The following is a 20,160-nucleotide window of genomic DNA, read 5'->3' as shown; positions in this document are numbered from 1 at the left end:
GGGTTCTGTCTCCAAAAAAAAGCCCCGCAAAAGCGAGGCAATTTAGTCAAATAAAGATTAATCTCTTGGCTTGCGTGGTGCACGTGGTGCCGCACCAGGACGCGGACCAGGGCCTGTGCCAGTGCTTGGACGACGCTCACCGCCAGAAGCCGCAGCACCCGTATCCACACTGATATTCAGTTTCTGCTTACGCACATAAACCTTTTTCAGGTGTTGGAAGATCTCATTTGGGATCGTAGCCGGTAATTCTACCGTACTAAAATGGTCAAACAATTTGATATTACCAATGAATTGGCTATCAATGTTCGCTTCATTAGCGATAGCGCCAACGATATCACCGGCTCTAACACCGTGTTCTTTACCCACTTCAATGCGGTACGTGTTGTAGTCGCCTTTCATTTCACGACGCACACGTGGACCGCGTTCTGGACGATCACCCGCTGGGCGATCGCTACGCTCACGACGTGGCCGCTCTTCACGTTCACCACGAGCATGCGGCTGGCGTAATTCAGGAAATTGCTTCGCTACGTTTAGCGGCTGATCTTTTTGCGCTAAGTACAATAAGGCTGCCGCTAAATCAACATCGGTCGTTTCTAATTTTTCACGCCAATCTGTCACTAACTCTTGGAAGAAGCTCAGATTTTGCGTTTCAATCGTTTGTGCTAATTGCTCACGGAAAGACTCGATACGACGCTGCTCAATCACTTGACCGCTTGGTAAGCTCATTTGCTCAATCGGCTGCTTAGTTGCATGTTCAATCGTGCGCAGCAAACGCCGTTCACGAGGTGATACGAATAAAATCGCTTTACCTTCACGACCAGCGCGGCCCGTACGACCAATCCGGTGCACATAGGCTTCACTATCGTAAGGAATATCGTAGTTAACTACTAAGCTAATACGCTCAACGTCTAAACCACGCGCAGCTACGTCAGTTGCCACAATGATATCCAGCTGACTGGCTTTCATCCGACGAATCGTTTGCTCACGGTGTGCTTGGTTCATGTCACCATTTAAACAGGCAACGGCATAACCACGGGCACCCAATTTCTCAGCAATTTCTTCGGTAGCACTTTTCGTACGCACGAACACGATGCTGGCATCGTATTCTTCGCCTTCTAATAAACGGGTTAACGCATCTAACTTTTGATTAGAATCTAACATCACATAACGCTGAGTAATGCGCTCAACGGTACTGGTTTTCGACGCAATTTTAATTTCTTCAGCATTTTTTAAGTGCTTTTGCGCAATAGCGCGAATTTGCGCGGGCATGGTAGCAGAGAACATCGCCACCTGACGACCTGCGGGGGTTGCATCCATGATGGTTTGTACATCATCGATAAAACCCATCCGTAACATTTCATCGGCTTCATCCAGCACGATAGCGCGCAGTTTGTCGAGTTTCAACGTACCGCGATCTAAGTGATCTAAGATACGACCCGGCGTACCGACGATAACTTGTGAACCACGCTTCAGTGATTTAAGTTGATTGGTATAGCTTTGACCACCGTATAAAGGCAAGACATGAAATGCCGGCATGTAGCGAGCATAAGCTTGAAAGGCTTCAGCAACCTGGATCGCTAATTCGCGAGTGGGTGCTAATACCAGAATTTGTGGATCATTTTGCGCAGGATCTAGCCGTGCCAATAAAGGCAGAGCGAAAGCACCGGTTTTACCAGTACCCGTTTGCGCCTGACCTAATACGTCTTCGCCAGCCAATAATTTTGGAATAGCCGCTGCCTGGATAGGCGAAGGCGTTTCATAACCAAGTTCAGTAACCGCACGAACAAGCGGTTCCGGCAGCATTAGCTGGGAAAAAGACAATGTTTCAGACATACGTTGTTATAACCTCAAATCACACGCAGGCTTGTTGGAGTGCTATTGTTGTTTTTACTTGGCCTGCAATGCAGTAAAAACACGAAAACGAGCAAAAACCGTAGCTTTTCTCGATTTTATTCCATTAGTATAGCCAGTCATTTACCACCTGGAAGAGATCCATGATAGAAATCCTCGTTGGCAGCCAAATGGGCGCAGCGGAATATGTGGCAGAACAAGTTGCTGAAACACTGGTACAAGCGGGATATGAAACTAAACTTCATCTTCAACCCGATTTGGATCAGCTAAACCCGACTCACATCTGGTTAGTGATCACATCCACCTATGGCGCAGGAGATCTGCCTGATAATATTCAACCCTTTGCGGATCAATTAGCACAAGATCGCAGTGATCTTAACACACTTTCTTACGCCGTGATCACTTTAGGTGACTCCAGTTATGATACTTTTTGCTTAGCAGGGCAAAAAATTGCCACTTTATTAGAAAATCGCGGTGCAAAACGCCTTATCGACGGTTTAGATATTGACGCACAAACAGACGCCTTGCCAGAGGATATTGCCCAAGCTTGGCTACCTTTGTTTATCCACAGCTTATCCGGATCTGATCTGGGATAACTTTGCAGCGGGATCCAAACAAGGGATCCCTGAATGCTAACAATGCTATGGCCGCCACGATCTTATGATCCGCTTCCCCACACCTTATACACATATTGACACTTCTAATATAACTAATGTTGATAACTAGTCTTTTATGCGGTTATTAAGCTGTATTTATCCCAATAATAAAATTATTTTCTGCGCTCAGTGTGGATAAGTAACGATCTTACACACGGCTTCACCTGACGTAGATCCAAGCTTGATCACAGGATCTGATCTTATCTAATCCATTGATCCTTCGTATGTAAAAAGGCTTATCCACTGCAAATGGCTTGCTTAATAGAAGTAATAATAAAAAAGATCTAAAAAGATCTTATATATATTAAGCACGATCCTGATCCTATTTTGCCCATTTCACTCAACCCAAGATCAGGCTACAATATGCACCCTGTTTTTAATCTGTATGTGATCGAGGCAAGTATGCTGTTTCAAGAAAGTTTTGACGTTATCGTTGTAGGTGGTGGACATGCAGGTACTGAAGCCGCCTTAGCTGCAGCTCGTGCTGGTCAAAATACTTTATTGCTAACGCATAACATCGAAACCCTCGGTCAAATGTCGTGTAACCCAGCTATTGGTGGTATTGGCAAAGGCCATCTAGTTAAAGAAATCGATGCATTGGGTGGCGCCATGGCTATGGCAGCAGACCGAGGTGGTATTCAATTTAGAACTTTAAACAGTTCAAAAGGCCCTGCCGTTCGTGCTACTCGTGCCCAAGCTGATCGGCAACTCTATCGTGCCGCTATTCGTAGCATATTAGAAAACCAACCAAATCTTAAAATCTTCCAACAAGCCTGTGATGATCTGATTGTTGAACAAGATCAAGTCAAAGGCGTTGTTACGCAAATGGGTTTAAAGTTTCATAGTAAAACCGTGGTGCTAACAGTAGGCACCTTTTTGGGTGGTCAAATCCATATTGGCCTAGAGCAATTTTCGGGTGGTCGAGCAGGCGATCCGCCGTCTATCGCCTTGGCTAAACGCTTACGCAATTTACCCTTTAGAGTGGATCGTTTAAAAACCGGCACACCGCCGCGTATCGATGCACGCACCGTTGATTTTTCAGTTATGCAAGCTCAGCCAGGCGATAATCCTACGCCAGTATTTTCATTCTTAGGCAAACATAGCGATCAACCACCGCAAATCCCGTGTTACATCACCTACACCAATGAAAAAACACACGATGTAATACGTAACAACCTGGATCGTTCACCGATGTATACCGGCGTGATCGAAGGTATTGGCCCACGTTATTGCCCATCAATTGAAGACAAAGTGATGCGTTTTGCTGATAAAGATCAACATCAGATCTTTATTGAACCAGAAGGTTTAACCACGCATGAACTATACCCTAACGGTATTTCAACCAGTTTACCGTTTGATGTGCAACTCAGTATTGTGAGATCGATCAAAGGCATGGAAAACGCCTATATCACACGTCCAGGCTATGCCATTGAATATGATTTCTTCGATCCACGCGATCTTAAAGCCACTTTAGAAACAAAATTTATCAAAGGCTTATTTTTTGCCGGCCAAATTAACGGTACCACCGGTTATGAAGAAGCCGGTGCACAGGGCTTACTAGCCGGGATAAATGCCGCATTGTATGCCCAAGAAAAAGACGGTTGGTCACCAAGCCGTAATCAGGCGTATTTAGGTGTACTGGTGGATGATCTCACAACACTGGGTACTAAAGAACCTTACCGCATGTTTACCAGCCGAGCTGAATACCGGCTGATGTTACGTGAAGATAATGCCGATGCTCGTTTAACCAGTAAAGGCCGTGAGCTAGGCTTAGTAAACGATATCCGTTGGGCTGCCTTTAATGAAAAAATGGAGCAAATTGAACTTGAACGACAACGTTTACGTCAAGGCTGGATCCATCAACAACACCCAGCTTTAAACGAAGTTAATCAATTACTTAAAACGCCTTTAACCCGCGAAGCCAGCTTAGAAGAATTGATCCGCCGTCCTGAAGTCACTTATCAGCAATTAATTAGCATTGCTGAATTAGGGCCCTGTTTAGCTGATCCGATAGCAGCTGAACAAGTTGAAATTCAGATCAAATATGAAGGCTATATTAACCGTCAACAAGAAGAAATTACTAAGCAGCAACGCAACGAAGCAACAAAATTGCCTGCAGGCTTCGACTATGCCTCGGTTAAAGGTTTATCGAATGAAGTTATCGTTAAACTAAACCAAACCCAACCAGAAACGGTTGGCCAAGCATCACGTATTTCAGGCATTACGCCCGCAGCGATTTCTTTACTGTTGGTGTACTTAAAAAAACAAGGTTTACTGCGTAAAAGCGCTTAAAGGAAAAGCATGACTGATTTATTAAGCCCTTTACGCCGGCTAGTTGCACAAACCGATCTGCAATTAACTGAACAACAATTACAACAATGCGTGGATTATGTACGGTTATTGGATAAATGGAATAGCGCTTACAACCTCACTTCAGTACGTGATCCACAAGAAATGCTCATCAAGCACGTATTGGATAGCCTGGTTGTTGCACCCTATTTAATCGGCGAACGTTTTATTGATGTTGGCACCGGTCCTGGTTTACCTGGTGTGTTATTGGCCATTTACTATCCACAGAAACAATTTTTCTTGTTAGACAGCTTAGGAAAACGTATACGTTTTTTAAATCAGGTGAAATTACAGTTAGGCTTAAACAATATTTTCCCACTACAAAGCCGAGTTGAAGATCATCAACCCCAACCCGGTTATGATGGTGTAATAAGCCGCGCATTTGCCTCACTTAATGATATGCTGAACTGGTGTCAGCATTTACCTGGGCTAAACGGCCAGTTTTTCGCCATGAAGGGCGCTGCAGTGCAAGAAGAAATTGCAGCTTTGCAGGATTTTGTTAAAGTAACAGCTATTCAAAACTTACAAGTACCAGAGCTGGATGCGCAGCGTCATTTGGTTATTCTTAAAAAAGTCTAATCGTCAAAGAGGGATCCTTGTGGGCAAGATCATCGCAATAGCTAACCAAAAAGGCGGCGTGGGTAAAACAACCACAGCGGTGAATTTGGCTGCCTCTATGGCCGCAACAAAACGTAAAGTTCTGCTTATTGACCTTGATCCTCAAGGTAATGCCACTATGGGGAGCGGTGTCGATAAATATGAATTAGCCGCCAGTGCTTACGAATTATTAGTCGATGAAAAACCCTTATCAGAAGTGGTCGTAAAAGAAACGACCGGTGGTTATCATCTGATCGGGGCCAACTCTGATGTGACAGCGGCCGAAGTACGCCTGATGGATGTTTTTGCTCGTGAACTTCGTTTGAAGAACGCATTGAAAGCTTACAAAAGCAGTTACGATTTTATTTTTATCGATTGCCCACCTTCTTTGAATATGTTGACGGTTAACGCAATGGCCGCAGCTGACAGCGTATTAGTGCCGATGCAGTGTGAATATTTTGCGCTAGAAGGTTTAACCGCTTTAGTTGAAACCATTAATAAATTAGCCGCGGTAATCAATGGCGATCTGAAAATCGAAGGCATATTACGGACCATGTATGATCCCCGTAATCGTTTAGCCAACGATGTGTCTGAGCAATTAAAACAACATTTTGGTGATAAGGTGTATCGTGCGGTGATTCCGCGTAATGTTCGGCTTGCCGAAGCGCCAAGTTTTGGTACACCGGTAATGTATTACGATAAAAGCTCGACAGGCGCTAAAGCTTATCTCGCTTTAGCAGGTGAAATATTACGGCGATCTGAAAAGAAAAGTAGCACAGCAGCTCACCTAACCAGCTAACAGCCTCTAAAGGAATTACACTTCGCATGTCTTTAAAAAAACGCGGTTTAGGCCGAGGGCTTGATGCATTACTCACAGCAAGTAAACCTACTAACACAGTAGATGTCGCACCGATTAAATCGGAACTGCAAACTATTCCAGTAGAGTTTCTACGCCCTGGTAAATATCAACCGCGTAAAGACATGTCACAAGAAGCGTTAGACGATCTGGCCAGTTCAATCAAGGCGCAAGGGGTTATTCAACCTATCGTTGTTCGTACCTTAGCCGAAAACAGCTATGAAATTATCGCGGGTGAACGCCGTTGGCGAGCAGCGCAATTGGCACAACTTGCCGAAGTGCCTTGTCTCATCAAAAATGTGCCTGACGAAGCTGCCGTGGCTATCGCGCTGATTGAAAATATTCAGCGCGAAGATCTTAATGCTATGGAAGAAGCCATAGCACTGCAACGCTTGTTATCTGAATTTGAATTAACCCATCAACAAGTGGCTGATGCGGTCGGTAAATCACGCACCACTGTCACCAATCTTTTACGCTTAAACCAATTAAACGATGATGTGAAATTGTTGTTAGAGCATGGCGATATTGAAATGGGGCATGCACGGGCTTTATTAGCTTTATCAGATGCGGACCAGTCTGATGCTGCCCGTTTAGTGGCGGCTAAACAAATGACGGTACGTGATACTGAAAATTTGGTGCGGAAAATACTTGAACCAGCACCTGTACCCGAGCCAAAAGTAAAGGATCCCGATGTGATTGCACTTGAACAACGCTTAAGTGATCGCTTTGCTGCGCCTGTGCAAATTCAGTACAACAAAAAAGGCAAAGGCAGTTTAATGATTGCCTATAATAGTTTAGATGAATTAGATGGCATTTTAGGTAAGTTAGGCCACGAACAATCAGAATAGCTAAAATTTTCTCCAAGATCGCTACATGACTAACGTCTAAGCCGCTTTTAGTTGCAAATCAGGGGCAAATAAGTATACTTTCGCATGTTTTTTGTAACCCCTTCTCGGGCGTTTTCAGAGGCAATTACAGTGGCTGAGCCAAATAGCCAGCAAAGTCGTAAAGCTGCATATTTGTTAGTTTTGTTTCAAGCAGTGTTTGCAACCTTGGTGGTGTTATTCTTTCTGATTGCGGCAGATGCCGCAGCGGCTAAATCGGCTTTTAAAGGCGGTTTAGTGGCAGTAATAGCGAATTTTGCATTCGCTTTTTTTGCGTTTCGTCACAGCGGCGCAGATAAAGCAGAATTGGTGGCGGCTTCAATGATGCGCGGCCAATCAATGAAAGTATTGTTAACAGTAGTGTTGTGTGCAGTGGTTTTTCAACAAGAGCAAACGGTAGCGGGACCTTTTCTTACCGGATTTTTGCTTACCCTGCTCACACAATGGACAGCACCTTTTTTCTTTAAACATTAACATTGGGATGAAACATGGCTGCAGGTGAAGAGTTAACGCTATCCAGTCATATTCAGCACCACCTTACTAACGCCAAAATGTGTACCGTTGACGGTAGTGTCGCATTTAACAAAGCGTGTAGCGAGGCCGGGTTCTGGACATGGCACATTGATACGCTCGCTTGGTCTATTGGCTTAGGCCTCTTATTTATATTATTGTTCCGTAGCGCCGCTAAAAAAGCGACAACCGGCGTACCGGGTAAATTTCAATGCTTTGTGGAAATGGTTATCGAATTCGTTGCTGCCAACGTTAAAGATACCTACCACGGTAAAAGTAAACTTATTGCCCCGCTGGCACTGACCATCTTCGTTTGGATTTTCCTAATGAACTTGATGGACTTAGTACCTGTTGACTTCTTGCCAGCCTTTGCTGGTTGGGTCGGAGCCACCTTCTTTGGTATGGACTCGCATGATGTTTACATGAAGATCGTACCCACAACTGATATCAACATGACCGCCGCTTTAGCATTGGGCGTATTCATATTGATGATCGGTTATTCAATCCGTATTAAAGGTGTTGTTGGCTTTATTAAAGAGTTAACGCTGCATCCTTTCAGCACCAAAAACGTACCGCTGCAAATTGTACTGATCCCATTTAACCTATTACTTGAACTGATTGCCTTAGTAGCCAAGCCATTCTCGCTGGCACTACGTTTATTCGGTAACCTGTATGCGGGCGAAATGATCTTTATCCTGATTGGTGCCATTGGCTTGTTGCAGTTACCACTGCACTTTGTTTGGGCGGTATTCCACATCCTGGTAATTGTATTGCAGGCGTTCGTGTTTATGATGCTGACCATTGTTTACCTGAGCATGGCCAGTTCGGACAATCATTAATTTTTTTAAACTTTAACTTAAACTTGAAATATCGGAGATAAAAATGGAAATTGCAGTAGCTATCAAATTAATCGCAGTTGCGCTGTTAATCGGTTTCGGTGCTATCGGCACTGCGCTAGGTTTCGGTAACATGGGTGGTAAGTTCTTAGAAGCTTGTGCTCGTCAACCAGAACTAGCCCCTTCACTACAGGTTAAAATGTTCATCCTTGCTGGTCTTATCGACGCCGTAGCTATGATCGGTGTAGGTATCGCCATGTACATGTTGTTCGCAATGTAATTTAAGGTTTTTAAACTCGAACAACTAAATAAGGAGGAGCGGACGTGAATTTAAACGCCACTCTTATCGGAGAATTAATCGCTTTTGTCGTCTTTGTACTGTTTTGTATGAAGTTCGTCTGGCCACCGCTGAGTAATGCAATTGAAGCGCGCCAGAAGAAAATCGCAGACGGACTGACGGCTTCTGATCGTGCTGAAAAAGACTTGGCTTTAGCCCAGGACAAAGCAAAAGATCAGTTAAAAGATGCCAAAGCACAAGCGGCTGAAATCATCGAGCAAGCGAAAAAGCGTGAAGCGAAAATGCTGGACGAAGCGGTAGCGAAAGCTTCTGCTGAGCGCGACAATATCCTGGCACAAGCCAAGACTGAAATTGAAGCTGAACGCAATCGTTTACGTGAAGATTTACGCAAGCAGGTAGCAGCCTTAGCGGTAGCCGGCGCAGAGAAAATTCTGCAACGCTCTATTGACGAAGCGGCTCACGCTGACATCCTGGAAAAACTGGTACAAGAACTGTAAGAGGGTGAGCTATGTCTGATTTGACGAATATTGCTCGTCCTTACGCAAAAGCGGCCTTTGACTTTGCTGTTGAGCAAAAAGCATTGGACGCATGGTTAGAAATGCTGGTGTTCGCTGCGGAAGTAGCAAAACACGAACAGGTTGCTGCCATATTGCGTACTAACGGCACTGCCGAAACGCAGGCCGACCTGTTTATCCAGGTATGTGGTGAGCAACTCAATGAGCAAGGTCGCAACTTTATTAAAGTTATGGCTGAAAATCACCGCTTGTTGGCGTTGCCTGAAGTATTAGCAACTTTTATTGAGCATAAAGCAGCGTATGAAAAAGAAATTACTGTTGAAGTAACTTCTGCCACCACGCTGAATACTGCACAACAAGACAAGCTAATAGCTGCATTATCGCAACGTTTGGCACGCAAGGTTAAATTGCACTGTAGCGTCAATCCTGACGTAGTCGGCGGAATGCTGATTAAAGCAGGTGACATGGTAATTGATGGCTCGGTCCGCGGTAAGCTGGATCGTTTAGCAACTGCGCTGCAGTCTTAATGGGGAACAGAGAATGCAACTGAATTCCACAGAAATATCTGAACTGATCAAGAGTCGTATTGCTCAGTTCGACGTGGTCAGTGAAGCTCGTAACGAAGGTACTATCGTTCAGGTAACTGACGGTATTATCCGTATCAATGGCCTTGCAGACTGTATGCAAGGTGAGATGATAGAGCTTCCTGGCAGCCGTTATGCAATCGCACTGAACTTAGAACGTAATTCAGTAGGTGCGGTAGTTATGGGTCCGTATGCGGACTTAACGGAAGGCACAAAAGTTAAAAGTACTGGTCGTATCTTAGAAGTACCTGTAGGCCCAGGCTTATTAGGTCGTGTAGTTAACACACTCGGTGCGCCAATTGATGGTAAAGGTCCAATTGAAGCTGCAGGTTTTGAGCCAGTAGAAAAAATTGCACCTGGCGTAATCGAACGTCAATCAGTTGATCAGCCAATGCAAACCGGTTACAAATCGGTTGATGCGATGATCCCGATCGGTCGTGGTCAGCGTGAATTGCTGATCGGTGACCGTCAGACCGGTAAAACGGCCCTGGCAATCGATGCTATCATCAACCAAAAAGCCACTGGCGTTAAATGCGTTTATGTGGCAATTGGTCAAAAAGCCTCTACGATCGCTAACGTAGTACGTAAATTAGAAGAGCACGGTGCTTTAGCTCACACTATCGTGGTTGTGGCCTCTGCTTCTGAAGCCGCTGCGTTACAATACTTAGCGCCATACTCTGGCTGTACTATGGGCGAATACTTCCGTGACAATGGTGAAGATGCGCTAATCGTATATGATGATTTATCTAAGCAAGCAGTTGCTTACCGTCAAATCTCATTACTGTTACGTCGTCCACCAGGTCGTGAAGCTTACCCAGGTGACGTATTCTATTTACACTCTCGTCTACTTGAGCGTGCATCGCGTGTTAATGCCGATTATGTTGAAAAATACACTAAAGGCGCAGTGAAAGGTAAAACCGGTTCATTAACCGCCTTACCTATCATTGAAACACAAGCGGGTGACGTTTCTGCTTTCGTACCCACTAACGTGATCTCAATTACCGATGGTCAGATCTTCTTAGAAACTGACTTATTTAACGCAGGTATTCGCCCTGCCGTTAACGCCGGTATTTCAGTATCGCGGGTAGGTGGTGCAGCGCAAACTAAAATCATCAAAAAGCTGGGTGGCGGTATCCGTTTAGCCTTAGCTCAGTATTCAGAATTAGCCGCGTTCGCGCAGTTTGCTTCTGACCTAGATGATGCAACCCGTGCTCAGTTAGAGCATGGTCAAAAGGTGACTGAGCTGATGAAACAGTTACAGTACAGCCCGATGTCAGTTGCTGAGATGGGTGTGTCTATTTTCGCTATCGAAAAAGGCTTTATGAAAGATGTTGATGTTGCCAAAATCCTTGATTTTGAAGCAGGATTAATCGCCTTTATGAAAGCTGAACACGCTGAGCTGATGGCTGAAATCGATAAAACCGGTAACTACAACGACCAAATCGAGTCTACGTTCAAAGCCGCTATTGATAAATTCAAAGCGACGCAGACCTGGTAAGCAATGTGGGTGGCTTAGCCACCCCATTCGTTGAAAAAACGGAGATACAGTCATGGCCGGTGGTAAAGAGATAAAAAGTAAGATTGGGAGTATTAATAATACTCGCAAGATCACCAGTGCTATGGAAAAAGTTGCGGTCAGCAAAATGCGCAAAGCGCAAGACCGCGTTGCTGCAACTCGCCCATACGCTGAAGGTATGCGCAAAGTGATTGGTAATGTGGCGAATGGTTCGCTCGAATATCGTCATCCGTATTTAGCGGATCGTGACGTGAAACGAGTGGGTTACATCGTCATTGCTACTGACCGTGGTCTTTGCGGTGGCCTGAATACCAACGAGTTTAAACGAGTCGCTATCGAACTGAAGAACTGGAAACAGCAAGGTGTTGATGCTCAATTTGCCGTAATCGGTAATAAAGCCGCCGCCTTCTTCAAGCGCTTCGGTGGTAAAGTGGTCGCTGCACAATCGGGTTCAGGTGACGTACCACGTTTGGCTGATGTGATTGGTTCGGTGCAAGTAATGCTGCAAGCATTTAACGAAGGCCGGATCGACCGCTTATTCCTGGTATACAACAAGTTTGTTAATACCATGAAGCAAGAGCCAGTGATCGATCAACTGTTACCTCTGCCAAAAGCAGACATCGCACAAAAAGAGCATAATTGGGACTATCTATACGAGCCAGATCCGAAACCTATTTTGGATATGTTGTTGTCTCGTTATATTGAATCTCAGGTTTATCAAGGTGTTGTTGAAAACGCTGCCAGTGAACATGCAGCGCGGATGGTGGCAATGAAAGCCGCAACCGACAACGCCGGTAACCTGATGGACGACCTGAAACTCGTGTACAACAAAGCACGTCAGGCCGCGATTACCCAAGAGCTCAGCGAGATCGTCGCAGGTGCGGCAGCTGTAGGCTAAGGTTAAGAGTTTTGCAAATTTGAGGAAACATCATGAGTCAAGGTAAGGTCGTCCAAATCATTGGCGCCGTTGTGGATATCGACTTTCCACAAGATGCGGTACCTGGTATCTATGACGCGTTAAACGTGACCGACGGTGATCTAGCTGGTTTAGTGCTGGAAGTTCAGCAGCAGCTGGGTGGCGGTACGGTACGGACTATCGCGCTGGGTACTACAGACGGTTTACGTCGCGGTTCAGCGGTAAGTAATACCGGTAAAGCAATTCAGGTTCCAGTCGGCACAGCGACTCTGGGCCGTATTATGAACGTATTGGGTGAGCCGATCGATGAAGCGGGCCCAATCGGTGAAGAAGAGCGTTGGTCAATTCACCGCGCTGCGCCTTCATATGAAGATCAAGCGGCGTCAAATGCCTTGTTGGAAACCGGTATCAAGGTTATCGACTTGGTTTGTCCGTTCGCAAAAGGTGGTAAAGTAGGTCTGTTCGGTGGTGCCGGTGTAGGTAAAACCGTAAACATGATGGAACTGATCCGTAACATCGCCATCGAGCACAGCGGTTATTCAGTATTCGCCGGTGTAGGTGAGCGTACACGGGAAGGTAACGACTTCTATCACGAAATGAAAGACTCTAACGTACTCGATAAAGTATCGTTGGTATACGGTCAGATGAACGAGCCACCAGGTAACCGTTTACGCGTTGCGTTAACCGGCTTAACCATGGCTGAGAAATTCCGTGATGAAGGCCGTGACGTACTGTTTTTCGTCGATAACATCTATCGTTATACCCTAGCGGGTACTGAAGTATCTGCGTTGTTAGGTCGTATGCCTTCAGCAGTAGGTTACCAGCCAACGCTAGCGGAAGAGATGGGTGTACTACAAGAGCGTATCACGTCGACTAAGACCGGTTCTATCACGTCTATTCAAGCCGTTTACGTACCTGCGGATGACTTAACTGACCCATCACCAGCAACAACGTTCTCGCACTTAGATGCGACGGTAGTATTAAGCCGTAACATCGCTTCACTGGGTATTTACCCAGCCATCGACCCATTGGATTCAACTTCTCGTCAGTTAGATCCATTGGTTATCGGTAAAGAGCACTATGAAGTGGCACGTGGCGTACAAACGGTATTGCAACGTTACAAAGAGCTAAAAGATATTATTGCCATCTTAGGTATGGACGAACTGTCTGATGAAGACCGTACAACTGTATACCGTGCGCGTAAAATCCAACGCTTCTTGTCTCAGCCATTCTTCGTTGCTGAAGTATTCACTGGTTCGCCAGGTAAATACGTTCCGCTGAAAGAAACTATCCGTGGCTTTAAAGGTATCCTGGCCGGTGAATACGACCATATGCCAGAACAGGCGTTTTACATGGTTGGTTCAATCGACGAAGCGATCGAAAAAGCGAAGAAACTTTAAGTTCAGGCTTTAGGAGAGCGAGATGGCGATGACAGTGCAACTGGATGTAGTAAGTGCCGAAGAAAAGATTTTCTCAGGCCTTGTCGAATCCGTGCAGGTCACAGGCAGTGAGGGCGAGTTAGGTGTGTTACCTTTCCACGCCCCGTTACTGACCACCCTGAAACCTGGCATGGTCCGTATCGTAAAGCAGTTTGGCGAAGAACACCTGATTTATGTTGCCGGTGGCGTACTTGAAGTACAACCCGATATGATCACGGTGCTCGCAGACATAGCGGTACGCGGTGAAGACTTAGATGAGCAAGCGGCTTTAGACGCACAGAAACGTGCAGAAGAAGCAATGCAGCATGCCAGCGCTGACTTTAATTACGCCGAAGCAGCCGCGCAATTGGCCGAAGCCATTGCTCAGCTGCGCGTGATACAAAAACTGCGTAAGAAATAAGTTTCCATTGATAAATGATAAAAAAACCACCTAAGGGTGGTTTTTTTTTGCCTACAATTTGTGCAAAGACTAAAAATAGCGTGATAAACCAAAATTGGCAGACTAACAGCTCAGATAAATTCGTTTAAAACTTGTTTCAATTCTGAAAGGTATTTATATTAAATTGTTGGCAAAAATAAAAAATAACAGGACATCGTTTTATGCGCTCGTTGTATAGTTTTCTACTATTGATAGCATCATGCCTTATCGTTGTGCAGGCACAAAATCTTACTTTAGAAGACTATGCACGCCCTGCACAGTTTTTGGATATTAAAATATCTCCTACCGGAAAATACCTCGCTGCAACTTCACGCAGTGACGAGGGTAATATTTATTTGCAAATTATTGATATAAAAACCAATCAAATTATTAGTGTTCGCCATTTTACGGGGCGAGATTCGATTGGTTCAATTAATTGGGCTAATGCTGAGCGGATCTTAATTACCTTAGTGCGTGATATTGGTGCTTTAGAGTCTCCGGTGGGCACGGGTGAAATTTTTGCCGTAAATGCCGATGGCTCTAATGCGCGTATGTTAACGGGCTACCGTGCGGATAATGAAAAAACGCCCGCTTCCGTCATTAACTATTTACCCGAAGATGAAAATTACGTGTTAATCGTCACATCAACACCCAACCGCAAAGGGTCTTTTAGTTTAATTAAACGTCTGAACATCGAAAATGGCCGTGCTCGGCAAGTGGCGCGCGCGCCGATGCGCTCTTCCGGCATGATGACCGATCGCACAGGTGTTGCACGGATCGCTATTGGTATCGATCAAGAAAACGATAATGAAATGATCATGATGTACCGCAAAAATGAAAAAGCGGATTGGGAGACTTTGCGTCGTTATGGTCAACGTGATGGCTCTTTCACGCCATTGTCATTTATGCCTGATAATTTACATGTGCTTGGCGTTAGCGATACGCAAACCGATACGCAAGCCATTAGTATTCTTAATCCTGAAACCGGTAAAGAGGAAATCATTGCCCATCATCCTAAAGTGGATGTTTCGGCAATCTACAGTATTAAAAACGGCTTTATAAATGAAGTCATCGGTGCTTCGTATGAACATGATATCTACGAAGAAGTTTACTTTGAAGATATTCAAGACAAAACGTTTAGTGGTTATTTACAAGGTTTACGTGCCGCTTTTGCAGACAAAAAAGTTAATTTTACCTCGATTACTAAAGATAACAGCTTGGCTGTGTTAACTGTTCATTCGGCCAATCACCCGCGCGAGTTTTATCTGTTTGACACGCGCAATATGCAATTAAGTTATCTTTTGAACGGTCAGCCTTGGATGAAAGCTGAACAGTTGGCACAAACATCGTCGATATTTTACACCTCGCGTGATGGCTTAGATATTCATGCTGTACTGACCTTACCTAAAGACAAAGCCGCTAAAAATTTACCATTAATCTTATTACCGCATGGTGGCCCGCATGGTATTCGGGATTATTTAGAAATTGATACTGATGCCAAAGTGTTAGCTCAACATGGTTATGCGGTGTTACAGCCAAACTTTCGCGGATCAGGTGGTTTTGGCCGTTCCTTCTTGCAGCAGGGCTATTTAAACTGGGGCACCACTATGATCGATGATATGACCGATGGCGTGAAACATCTGATCGATAAAGGCATGGTTGATGCTAATCGCGTTTGTGTTTACGGTGCGTCTTACGGTGGTTATGCTTCATTAATGAGCGTGGTGCGTGAACCTGATTTATATAAGTGTGCGGTGAGCTTTGTCGGTATGTCAGATTTGAATTTAATGTATGAACATGGTGATACCACAGAATCAAAAGGCGGCTTAAATACGTTAGAAATGTATATCGGCCGTGATAAAGCGCGCTTAGATGCACAATCGGCCATCAAAAATCTTGATAAGCTAAAAGCTCCTATCTTTATTATTCATGGCACTGAAGATCAACGCGTGCCGCTGATCCAAGCCGAAGTACTGCGTGATGAATTGAAAAAACGTAACCACCCTTATGAGTGGTTAGTGAAAGAAAAAGAAGGCCATGGCTTTTATAAACCCGAGAATAACGTTGAGCGCTGGCAAAAGATGTTAGCCTTTTTTGATCAATATATCGGTGATAAGCAAGCGGCCAATTAACAGATAAATTATTATCTTAAACATGGGCTGATACCTTATATAACAGCCCTTTTTTATTTTGATATTTTACGCGTTGTTGCGAATTTAAATAATAATAAAGCGATTTAGCCTTACGCTTTGATAAAAATTGAGGTAAATAAAATGAGAGCACTACTAATAAGTTGCCTATTTTTTGCGGTCTTTTCTGTGCAGGCAGCAGAGTTAACCTTGGAAGATTTTGCACGCCCTTCCCAGTTTCTTGAAATTGAAATATCGCCATCGGGTAAATACTTAGCGGCGACTAGCCGCAGTGAAGAAGGCAACGTTTACCTCAACGTTATTGATATTAAATCAAACAAAATTATCAGCGTTCGTCACTTTACTGGCCGAGATTCTATCGGCTCTATCGACTGGGCTAATAATGAGCGTTTATTGATCACCTTAGTGCGTGATATCGGTGCTTTAGAGCAACCGGTTGGCACCGGTGAAATCTTTGCGGTAAATGCGGATGGCTCTAATGCCCGAATGCTAACGGGTTATCGTTCTGAAACAGAAAAAGATCCCGCACAAGTGATTAACTATTTACCAGATGATGACAAGTATGTGCTTATTACAACCAGCACACCAAACCGTAAAGGGTCATTTAGTTTAGTTAAGCGGTTAAATATTGAAAATGGTCGTACTAGGCAGGTGGCCAGAGCACCAATGCGCTCTTCAGGCATGATTACTGACAATAACGGTGTAGCACGGATGGCGGTGGGTGAAGACCAAGATAATGACAACGAAATGGTCATGATGTACCGCAAGGATGAAAAATCAGATTGGGTTACTTTACGCCGTTATGGCCAGCGTGATGGTAGTTTTTTACCCATCGCGTTTTTAGCGGATAATAAAAGAGTAGTGGGGATAAGTGATATTCAAACGGATACCAAAGCGTTAAGTGTTATGGATCCAGAAACGGGTAAAGAAGAAATACTAGCTCATCACCCGAAAGTAGATGTTACACCGAGTTTCAGTATCGAAGACGGGTTTTTAAAAGAAGTGATAGGCGCTTCTTATGAATATGAGACGCATGAGGATGTGTTTTTTGCTGACGTTAAAGATAAAACCTTCAGTGGTTACTTACAAAGCTTAAAAGCAGCCTTTCCAGGAAAGAAAATTGCTATTAACTCAGCAACTCGAGACAACAGTATTTTGGTTCTTACCACGCGTTCGGCTAACCATCCGCCAGAATTTTATCTGTTTGACACCAAAAATAATCAGTTAAGCTTTTTGTTAAATGGTCGTCCTTGGATGAAGTCAGAATTATTGGCTGAAACGAAGGCAATTATTTATAAAAGTCGAGACGGTTTAGACATTCATGCCATCCTAACCTTACCTCGTGGCGTTGAAGCGAAAAACTTACCCTTAATTATGAATCCGCATGGTGGCCCGCATGGTCCAAGAGATTTTTTAGAAATTAATCCAGATGCCAAAGTGTTAGCGCAACACGGTTATGCGGTGTTACAGCCAAACTTTCGCGGCTCAGGCGGTTTTGGACGGAGCTTTTTACAAGCGGGTTACCAGAATTGGGGCACAACAATGATTAATGACATGACAGATGGTGTCATGCATTTGGTTGAGCAGGGTATTGTTAATCAAGATCGGGTGTGCGCTTACGGTGGTTCATATGGTGGCTATGCCGCCTTGATGAGTGCAGTGCGCGAACCGGATTTGTATAAATGTACTGTCGGTTTTGTTGGCGTTTTTGACTTAAACTTAATGTATACCGATGGTGATATTCAAGAACGTAAAAGCGGCATTAATTATTTAGAAATGGCAATTGGTCGTAACCAAGAGCAACTGGATGCGCAATCACCGATTAAACATTTGGATAAATTAAAAGCGCCAGTTTTTATTATCCATGGTGAAGAGGATAGGCGCGTGCCAATTATTCACGCATACCGCTTACGAGAAGAACTGGATAAACGTAACCATCCTTATGAGTGGTTAGTGAAAGAAAAAGAAGGTCATGGCTTTTATAAACCCGAGAATAACGTTGAGCGCTGGCAAAAAATGTTAGCTTTCTTTGATAAATATATTGGCGATAAACAAGCTGCGAATTAAATCGCTTTTTAATGAGCAACTAAAAGGGTTAGCACCGTTGGTGTTAGCCCTTTTTATTTGTTAATAACCCGGTTACTAGTCTGTAGACTTGTTAGTCGAGATCGCTATAGCTTAGCACTGAGCACTGAGCACTGAGCACTGAGCACTGAGCACTGAGCACTGAGCACAGGCCACAACTGCGGCCATGGCTATTTATTACGATTTACCCATCGCAAAAGGCGTACTTAACTGTGTCTGCTTATTAAGCAGCGCCAGATGAACAAAATCTAAACCGCAAACGTCCACAAGCCATGGTGTTTTCAGGTAGAATAGCCGCATTAAAACGTTAAGGATAATTGGTTATGGCATTAAATGTAGTGATCTTGGCTGCCGGTAAAGGCACCCGTATGAAATCAGACTTACCTAAGGTATTGCACAAGGTGGCTGAGCGGCCAATGGTACAACACGTTATTGATACTGCGCGTGCGCTCGGTGCAGCTAAACCGCAACTGGTTTATGGCTATGGTGCTGACGAATTAAAAGCGGCAATGGGTGAACAGCCACTGCATTGGGTGTTGCAAGCCGAACAGTTGGGTACTGGCCATGCGGTGGCGCAAGCCATCCCCAATATCGCCGATGACGATACGGTACTGGTGTTATACGGCGATGTGCCGTTAACTCGTATTGAAACCTTGCAGCAATTGTTAGCCGTTAAACCCGCTGACGGTTTGGCTATCTTAACGGTGAACTTAGTTAACCCAACCGGTTATGGTCGTATCGTGCGGGAAAACGGCAAAGTAACAGGCATTGTTGAACAAAAAGATGCCACAGCCGAGCAGCTTAAGATCACTGAAGTCAACAGCGGCATTATGGCGCTGCCAGGCAAACAGCTTAAAGGCTGGTTAGGCCGCTTATCGAACAGCAATGCGCAAGGCGAATATTACCTCACCGACATTATTGCCATGGCGCACAGCGAAGGTGTCGCCATTACCACTGCACAACCGCAAAATCCGATGGAAGTTGAAGGGGCTAATAACCGTGTGCAACTAGCGGCATTAGAGCGGGCCTATCAACAGCGTAAAGCAGAAGAGCTGATGTTAGCTGGCGCTAACTTACGTGATCCGGCGCGAATTGATGTGCGCGGCAGTGTTGAAGTAGGCAATGACGTAATGATTGATATCAACGTTATTTTCGAAGGCAAAGTTGTGCTGGGTAAAGGTGTAACTATTGGCGCTAACTGTATTTTAAAAGACTGTGTTATCGGCGATAACACCGAGATAAAAGCTAATTCGATGATTGAAAAAGCTCGCGTAGGCAGTGATTGCTCGGTTGGCCCTTTCGCTCGTTTACGACCAGACACGGTTATGCTAGATGACAGCCATGTTGGTAACTTTGTTGAAATGAAAAAAACCACCTTAGGCCAAGGCTCTAAGGCGAATCACTTAACATATTTAGGTGATGCGGTCATTGGTGACAAAGTGAATGTTGGCGCCGGAACCATTACCTGTAACTACGATGGTGCCAATAAGTTTGTCACAACTATCGAAGATGGGGCCTTTATTGGTTCAAATAGTGCGCTGGTTGCACCGGTAACCGTAGGTAAAAATGCGACTGTGGGTGCCGGAACCGTATTAACCCGTGATGCCGAAGCGGGTGAGTTAGTCGTCGCTCGTGCTAAACAGCGGCATATTACTGACTGGCAGCGCCCAGTTAAAATTAAAAAATAAACGCGCGTCTTA

The 20,160-nt window shown here is 44.7% G+C and carries 18 protein-coding genes; 17 read left to right on the top strand and 1 reads right to left on the bottom strand.

Going from position 1 to position 20,160, the window contains the following annotated elements; all coding sequences use genetic code 11:
- Window positions 1-57: 57 nt before the first annotated feature.
- Window positions 58-1,833 (bottom strand): DEAD/DEAH box helicase, encoded by a 1,776-nt coding sequence (locus tag JAO78_RS07060; protein ID WP_226750662.1) that lies wholly within the window; start codon window positions 1,831-1,833, stop codon window positions 58-60.
- A gap of 161 nt (window positions 1,834-1,994) precedes the next feature.
- On the opposite strand from JAO78_RS07060, the gene mioC reads away from it, so the two are divergent.
- From mioC to glmU, 17 genes are all read left to right on the top strand, one after another.
- Window positions 1,995-2,447: an FMN-binding protein MioC gene (gene mioC / locus JAO78_RS07055; protein WP_226750661.1), complete on the top strand. Its 453-nt coding sequence runs from the start codon at window positions 1,995-1,997 to the stop codon at window positions 2,445-2,447.
- Between the two features lie 462 nt (window positions 2,448-2,909).
- Window positions 2,910-4,799: a tRNA uridine-5-carboxymethylaminomethyl(34) synthesis enzyme MnmG gene (gene mnmG / locus JAO78_RS07050; protein WP_226750660.1), complete on the top strand. Its 1,890-nt coding sequence runs from the start codon at window positions 2,910-2,912 to the stop codon at window positions 4,797-4,799.
- Window positions 4,800-4,808: 9 nt separating this feature from the next.
- Window positions 4,809-5,435 carry a 16S rRNA (guanine(527)-N(7))-methyltransferase RsmG gene (gene rsmG, locus JAO78_RS07045; protein ID WP_226750659.1) on the top strand — a complete coding sequence of 209 codons (627 nt, stop codon included), beginning with the start codon at window positions 4,809-4,811 and terminating at the stop codon, window positions 5,433-5,435.
- A gap of 19 nt (window positions 5,436-5,454) precedes the next feature.
- Window positions 5,455-6,252, top strand: coding sequence for a ParA family protein (locus tag JAO78_RS07040; RefSeq protein WP_226750658.1), 798 nt, complete (start codon window positions 5,455-5,457; stop codon window positions 6,250-6,252).
- 26 nt (window positions 6,253-6,278) lie between these two features.
- On the top strand, window positions 6,279-7,157 hold the full coding sequence (locus JAO78_RS07035) for a ParB/RepB/Spo0J family partition protein (RefSeq protein WP_226750657.1): 879 nt from the start codon (window positions 6,279-6,281) through the stop codon (window positions 7,155-7,157).
- Between the two features lie 84 nt (window positions 7,158-7,241).
- Window positions 7,242-7,667: an ATP synthase subunit I gene (locus tag JAO78_RS07030; RefSeq protein ID WP_226750656.1), complete on the top strand. Its 426-nt coding sequence runs from the start codon at window positions 7,242-7,244 to the stop codon at window positions 7,665-7,667.
- Window positions 7,668-7,681: 14 nt separating this feature from the next.
- Complete coding sequence (atpB, locus tag JAO78_RS07025) at window positions 7,682-8,542, top strand: F0F1 ATP synthase subunit A (protein ID WP_226750655.1); 861 nt, start codon at window positions 7,682-7,684, stop codon at window positions 8,540-8,542.
- A 43-nt stretch (window positions 8,543-8,585) separates the two neighbouring features.
- Window positions 8,586-8,819, top strand: a complete 234-nt coding sequence (gene atpE, locus JAO78_RS07020) for a F0F1 ATP synthase subunit C (RefSeq protein ID WP_062483651.1) — start codon at window positions 8,586-8,588, stop codon at window positions 8,817-8,819.
- Between the two features lie 44 nt (window positions 8,820-8,863).
- A complete protein-coding gene (gene atpF, locus JAO78_RS07015; protein ID WP_226750654.1) occupies window positions 8,864-9,334 on the top strand; it encodes a F0F1 ATP synthase subunit B in 471 nt (156 codons plus the stop codon).
- 11 nt (window positions 9,335-9,345) lie between these two features.
- On the top strand, window positions 9,346-9,879 hold the full coding sequence (gene atpH / locus JAO78_RS07010) for a F0F1 ATP synthase subunit delta (RefSeq protein WP_226750653.1): 534 nt from the start codon (window positions 9,346-9,348) through the stop codon (window positions 9,877-9,879).
- A 13-nt stretch (window positions 9,880-9,892) separates the two neighbouring features.
- Window positions 9,893-11,434, top strand: a complete 1,542-nt coding sequence (gene atpA / locus JAO78_RS07005) for a F0F1 ATP synthase subunit alpha (RefSeq protein ID WP_226750652.1) — start codon at window positions 9,893-9,895, stop codon at window positions 11,432-11,434.
- A gap of 52 nt (window positions 11,435-11,486) precedes the next feature.
- Window positions 11,487-12,350, top strand: a complete 864-nt coding sequence (atpG, locus tag JAO78_RS07000; RefSeq protein WP_226750651.1) for a F0F1 ATP synthase subunit gamma — start codon at window positions 11,487-11,489, stop codon at window positions 12,348-12,350.
- A 32-nt stretch (window positions 12,351-12,382) separates the two neighbouring features.
- Window positions 12,383-13,768, top strand: a complete 1,386-nt coding sequence (gene atpD / locus JAO78_RS06995) for a F0F1 ATP synthase subunit beta (protein WP_226750650.1) — start codon at window positions 12,383-12,385, stop codon at window positions 13,766-13,768.
- A 22-nt stretch (window positions 13,769-13,790) separates the two neighbouring features.
- Window positions 13,791-14,207 (top strand): F0F1 ATP synthase subunit epsilon, encoded by a 417-nt coding sequence (locus JAO78_RS06990; protein WP_226750649.1) that lies wholly within the window; start codon window positions 13,791-13,793, stop codon window positions 14,205-14,207.
- Between the two features lie 200 nt (window positions 14,208-14,407).
- Window positions 14,408-16,357, top strand: coding sequence for an alpha/beta hydrolase family protein (locus tag JAO78_RS06985; RefSeq protein ID WP_226750648.1), 1,950 nt, complete (start codon window positions 14,408-14,410; stop codon window positions 16,355-16,357).
- Window positions 16,358-16,543: 186 nt separating this feature from the next.
- Window positions 16,544-18,442 carry an alpha/beta hydrolase family protein gene (locus JAO78_RS06980; RefSeq protein WP_226750647.1) on the top strand — a complete coding sequence of 633 codons (1,899 nt, stop codon included), beginning with the start codon at window positions 16,544-16,546 and terminating at the stop codon, window positions 18,440-18,442.
- Between the two features lie 341 nt (window positions 18,443-18,783).
- Window positions 18,784-20,148, top strand: coding sequence for a bifunctional UDP-N-acetylglucosamine diphosphorylase/glucosamine-1-phosphate N-acetyltransferase GlmU (gene glmU, locus JAO78_RS06975; RefSeq protein ID WP_226750646.1), 1,365 nt, complete (start codon window positions 18,784-18,786; stop codon window positions 20,146-20,148).
- Window positions 20,149-20,160 lie beyond the last annotated feature (12 nt).

This window comes from Alishewanella maricola, assembly GCF_016343785.1.
In the GTDB taxonomy this organism is placed as follows: Bacteria; Pseudomonadota; Gammaproteobacteria; order Enterobacterales; family Alteromonadaceae; genus Alishewanella; species Alishewanella maricola.
The sequence above is the reverse complement of the archived record's forward strand: the minus strand, read 5'-3'. Positions and strand labels throughout refer to the sequence as shown.

What these genes read in the sequence shown, in the direction of transcription:
- atpH (WP_226750653.1), top strand. Translation starts at nt 9,346, where the DNA reads ATGTCTGATTTGACGAATATTGCTCGTCCTTACGCAAAAGCGGCCTTT.
- JAO78_RS06985 (WP_226750648.1), top strand. Translation starts at nt 14,408, where the DNA reads ATGCGCTCGTTGTATAGTTTTCTACTATTGATAGCATCATGCCTTATC.
- glmU (WP_226750646.1), top strand. Translation starts at nt 18,784, where the DNA reads ATGGCATTAAATGTAGTGATCTTGGCTGCCGGTAAAGGCACCCGTATG.
- atpA (WP_226750652.1), top strand. Translation starts at nt 9,893, where the DNA reads ATGCAACTGAATTCCACAGAAATATCTGAACTGATCAAGAGTCGTATT.
- JAO78_RS07035 (WP_226750657.1), top strand. Translation starts at nt 6,279, where the DNA reads ATGTCTTTAAAAAAACGCGGTTTAGGCCGAGGGCTTGATGCATTACTC.
- atpB (WP_226750655.1), top strand. Translation starts at nt 7,682, where the DNA reads ATGGCTGCAGGTGAAGAGTTAACGCTATCCAGTCATATTCAGCACCAC.
- mnmG (WP_226750660.1), top strand. Translation starts at nt 2,910, where the DNA reads ATGCTGTTTCAAGAAAGTTTTGACGTTATCGTTGTAGGTGGTGGACAT.
- atpE (WP_062483651.1), top strand. Translation starts at nt 8,586, where the DNA reads ATGGAAATTGCAGTAGCTATCAAATTAATCGCAGTTGCGCTGTTAATC.
- rsmG (WP_226750659.1), top strand. Translation starts at nt 4,809, where the DNA reads ATGACTGATTTATTAAGCCCTTTACGCCGGCTAGTTGCACAAACCGAT.
- atpD (WP_226750650.1), top strand. Translation starts at nt 12,383, where the DNA reads ATGAGTCAAGGTAAGGTCGTCCAAATCATTGGCGCCGTTGTGGATATC.
- JAO78_RS07030 (WP_226750656.1), top strand. Translation starts at nt 7,242, where the DNA reads ATGTTTTTTGTAACCCCTTCTCGGGCGTTTTCAGAGGCAATTACAGTG.
- JAO78_RS07060 (WP_226750662.1), bottom strand. Translation starts at nt 1,833, where the DNA reads ATGTCTGAAACATTGTCTTTTTCCCAGCTAATGCTGCCGGAACCGCTT.
- atpG (WP_226750651.1), top strand. Translation starts at nt 11,487, where the DNA reads ATGGCCGGTGGTAAAGAGATAAAAAGTAAGATTGGGAGTATTAATAAT.
- JAO78_RS06990 (WP_226750649.1), top strand. Translation starts at nt 13,791, where the DNA reads ATGGCGATGACAGTGCAACTGGATGTAGTAAGTGCCGAAGAAAAGATT.
- mioC (WP_226750661.1), top strand. Translation starts at nt 1,995, where the DNA reads ATGATAGAAATCCTCGTTGGCAGCCAAATGGGCGCAGCGGAATATGTG.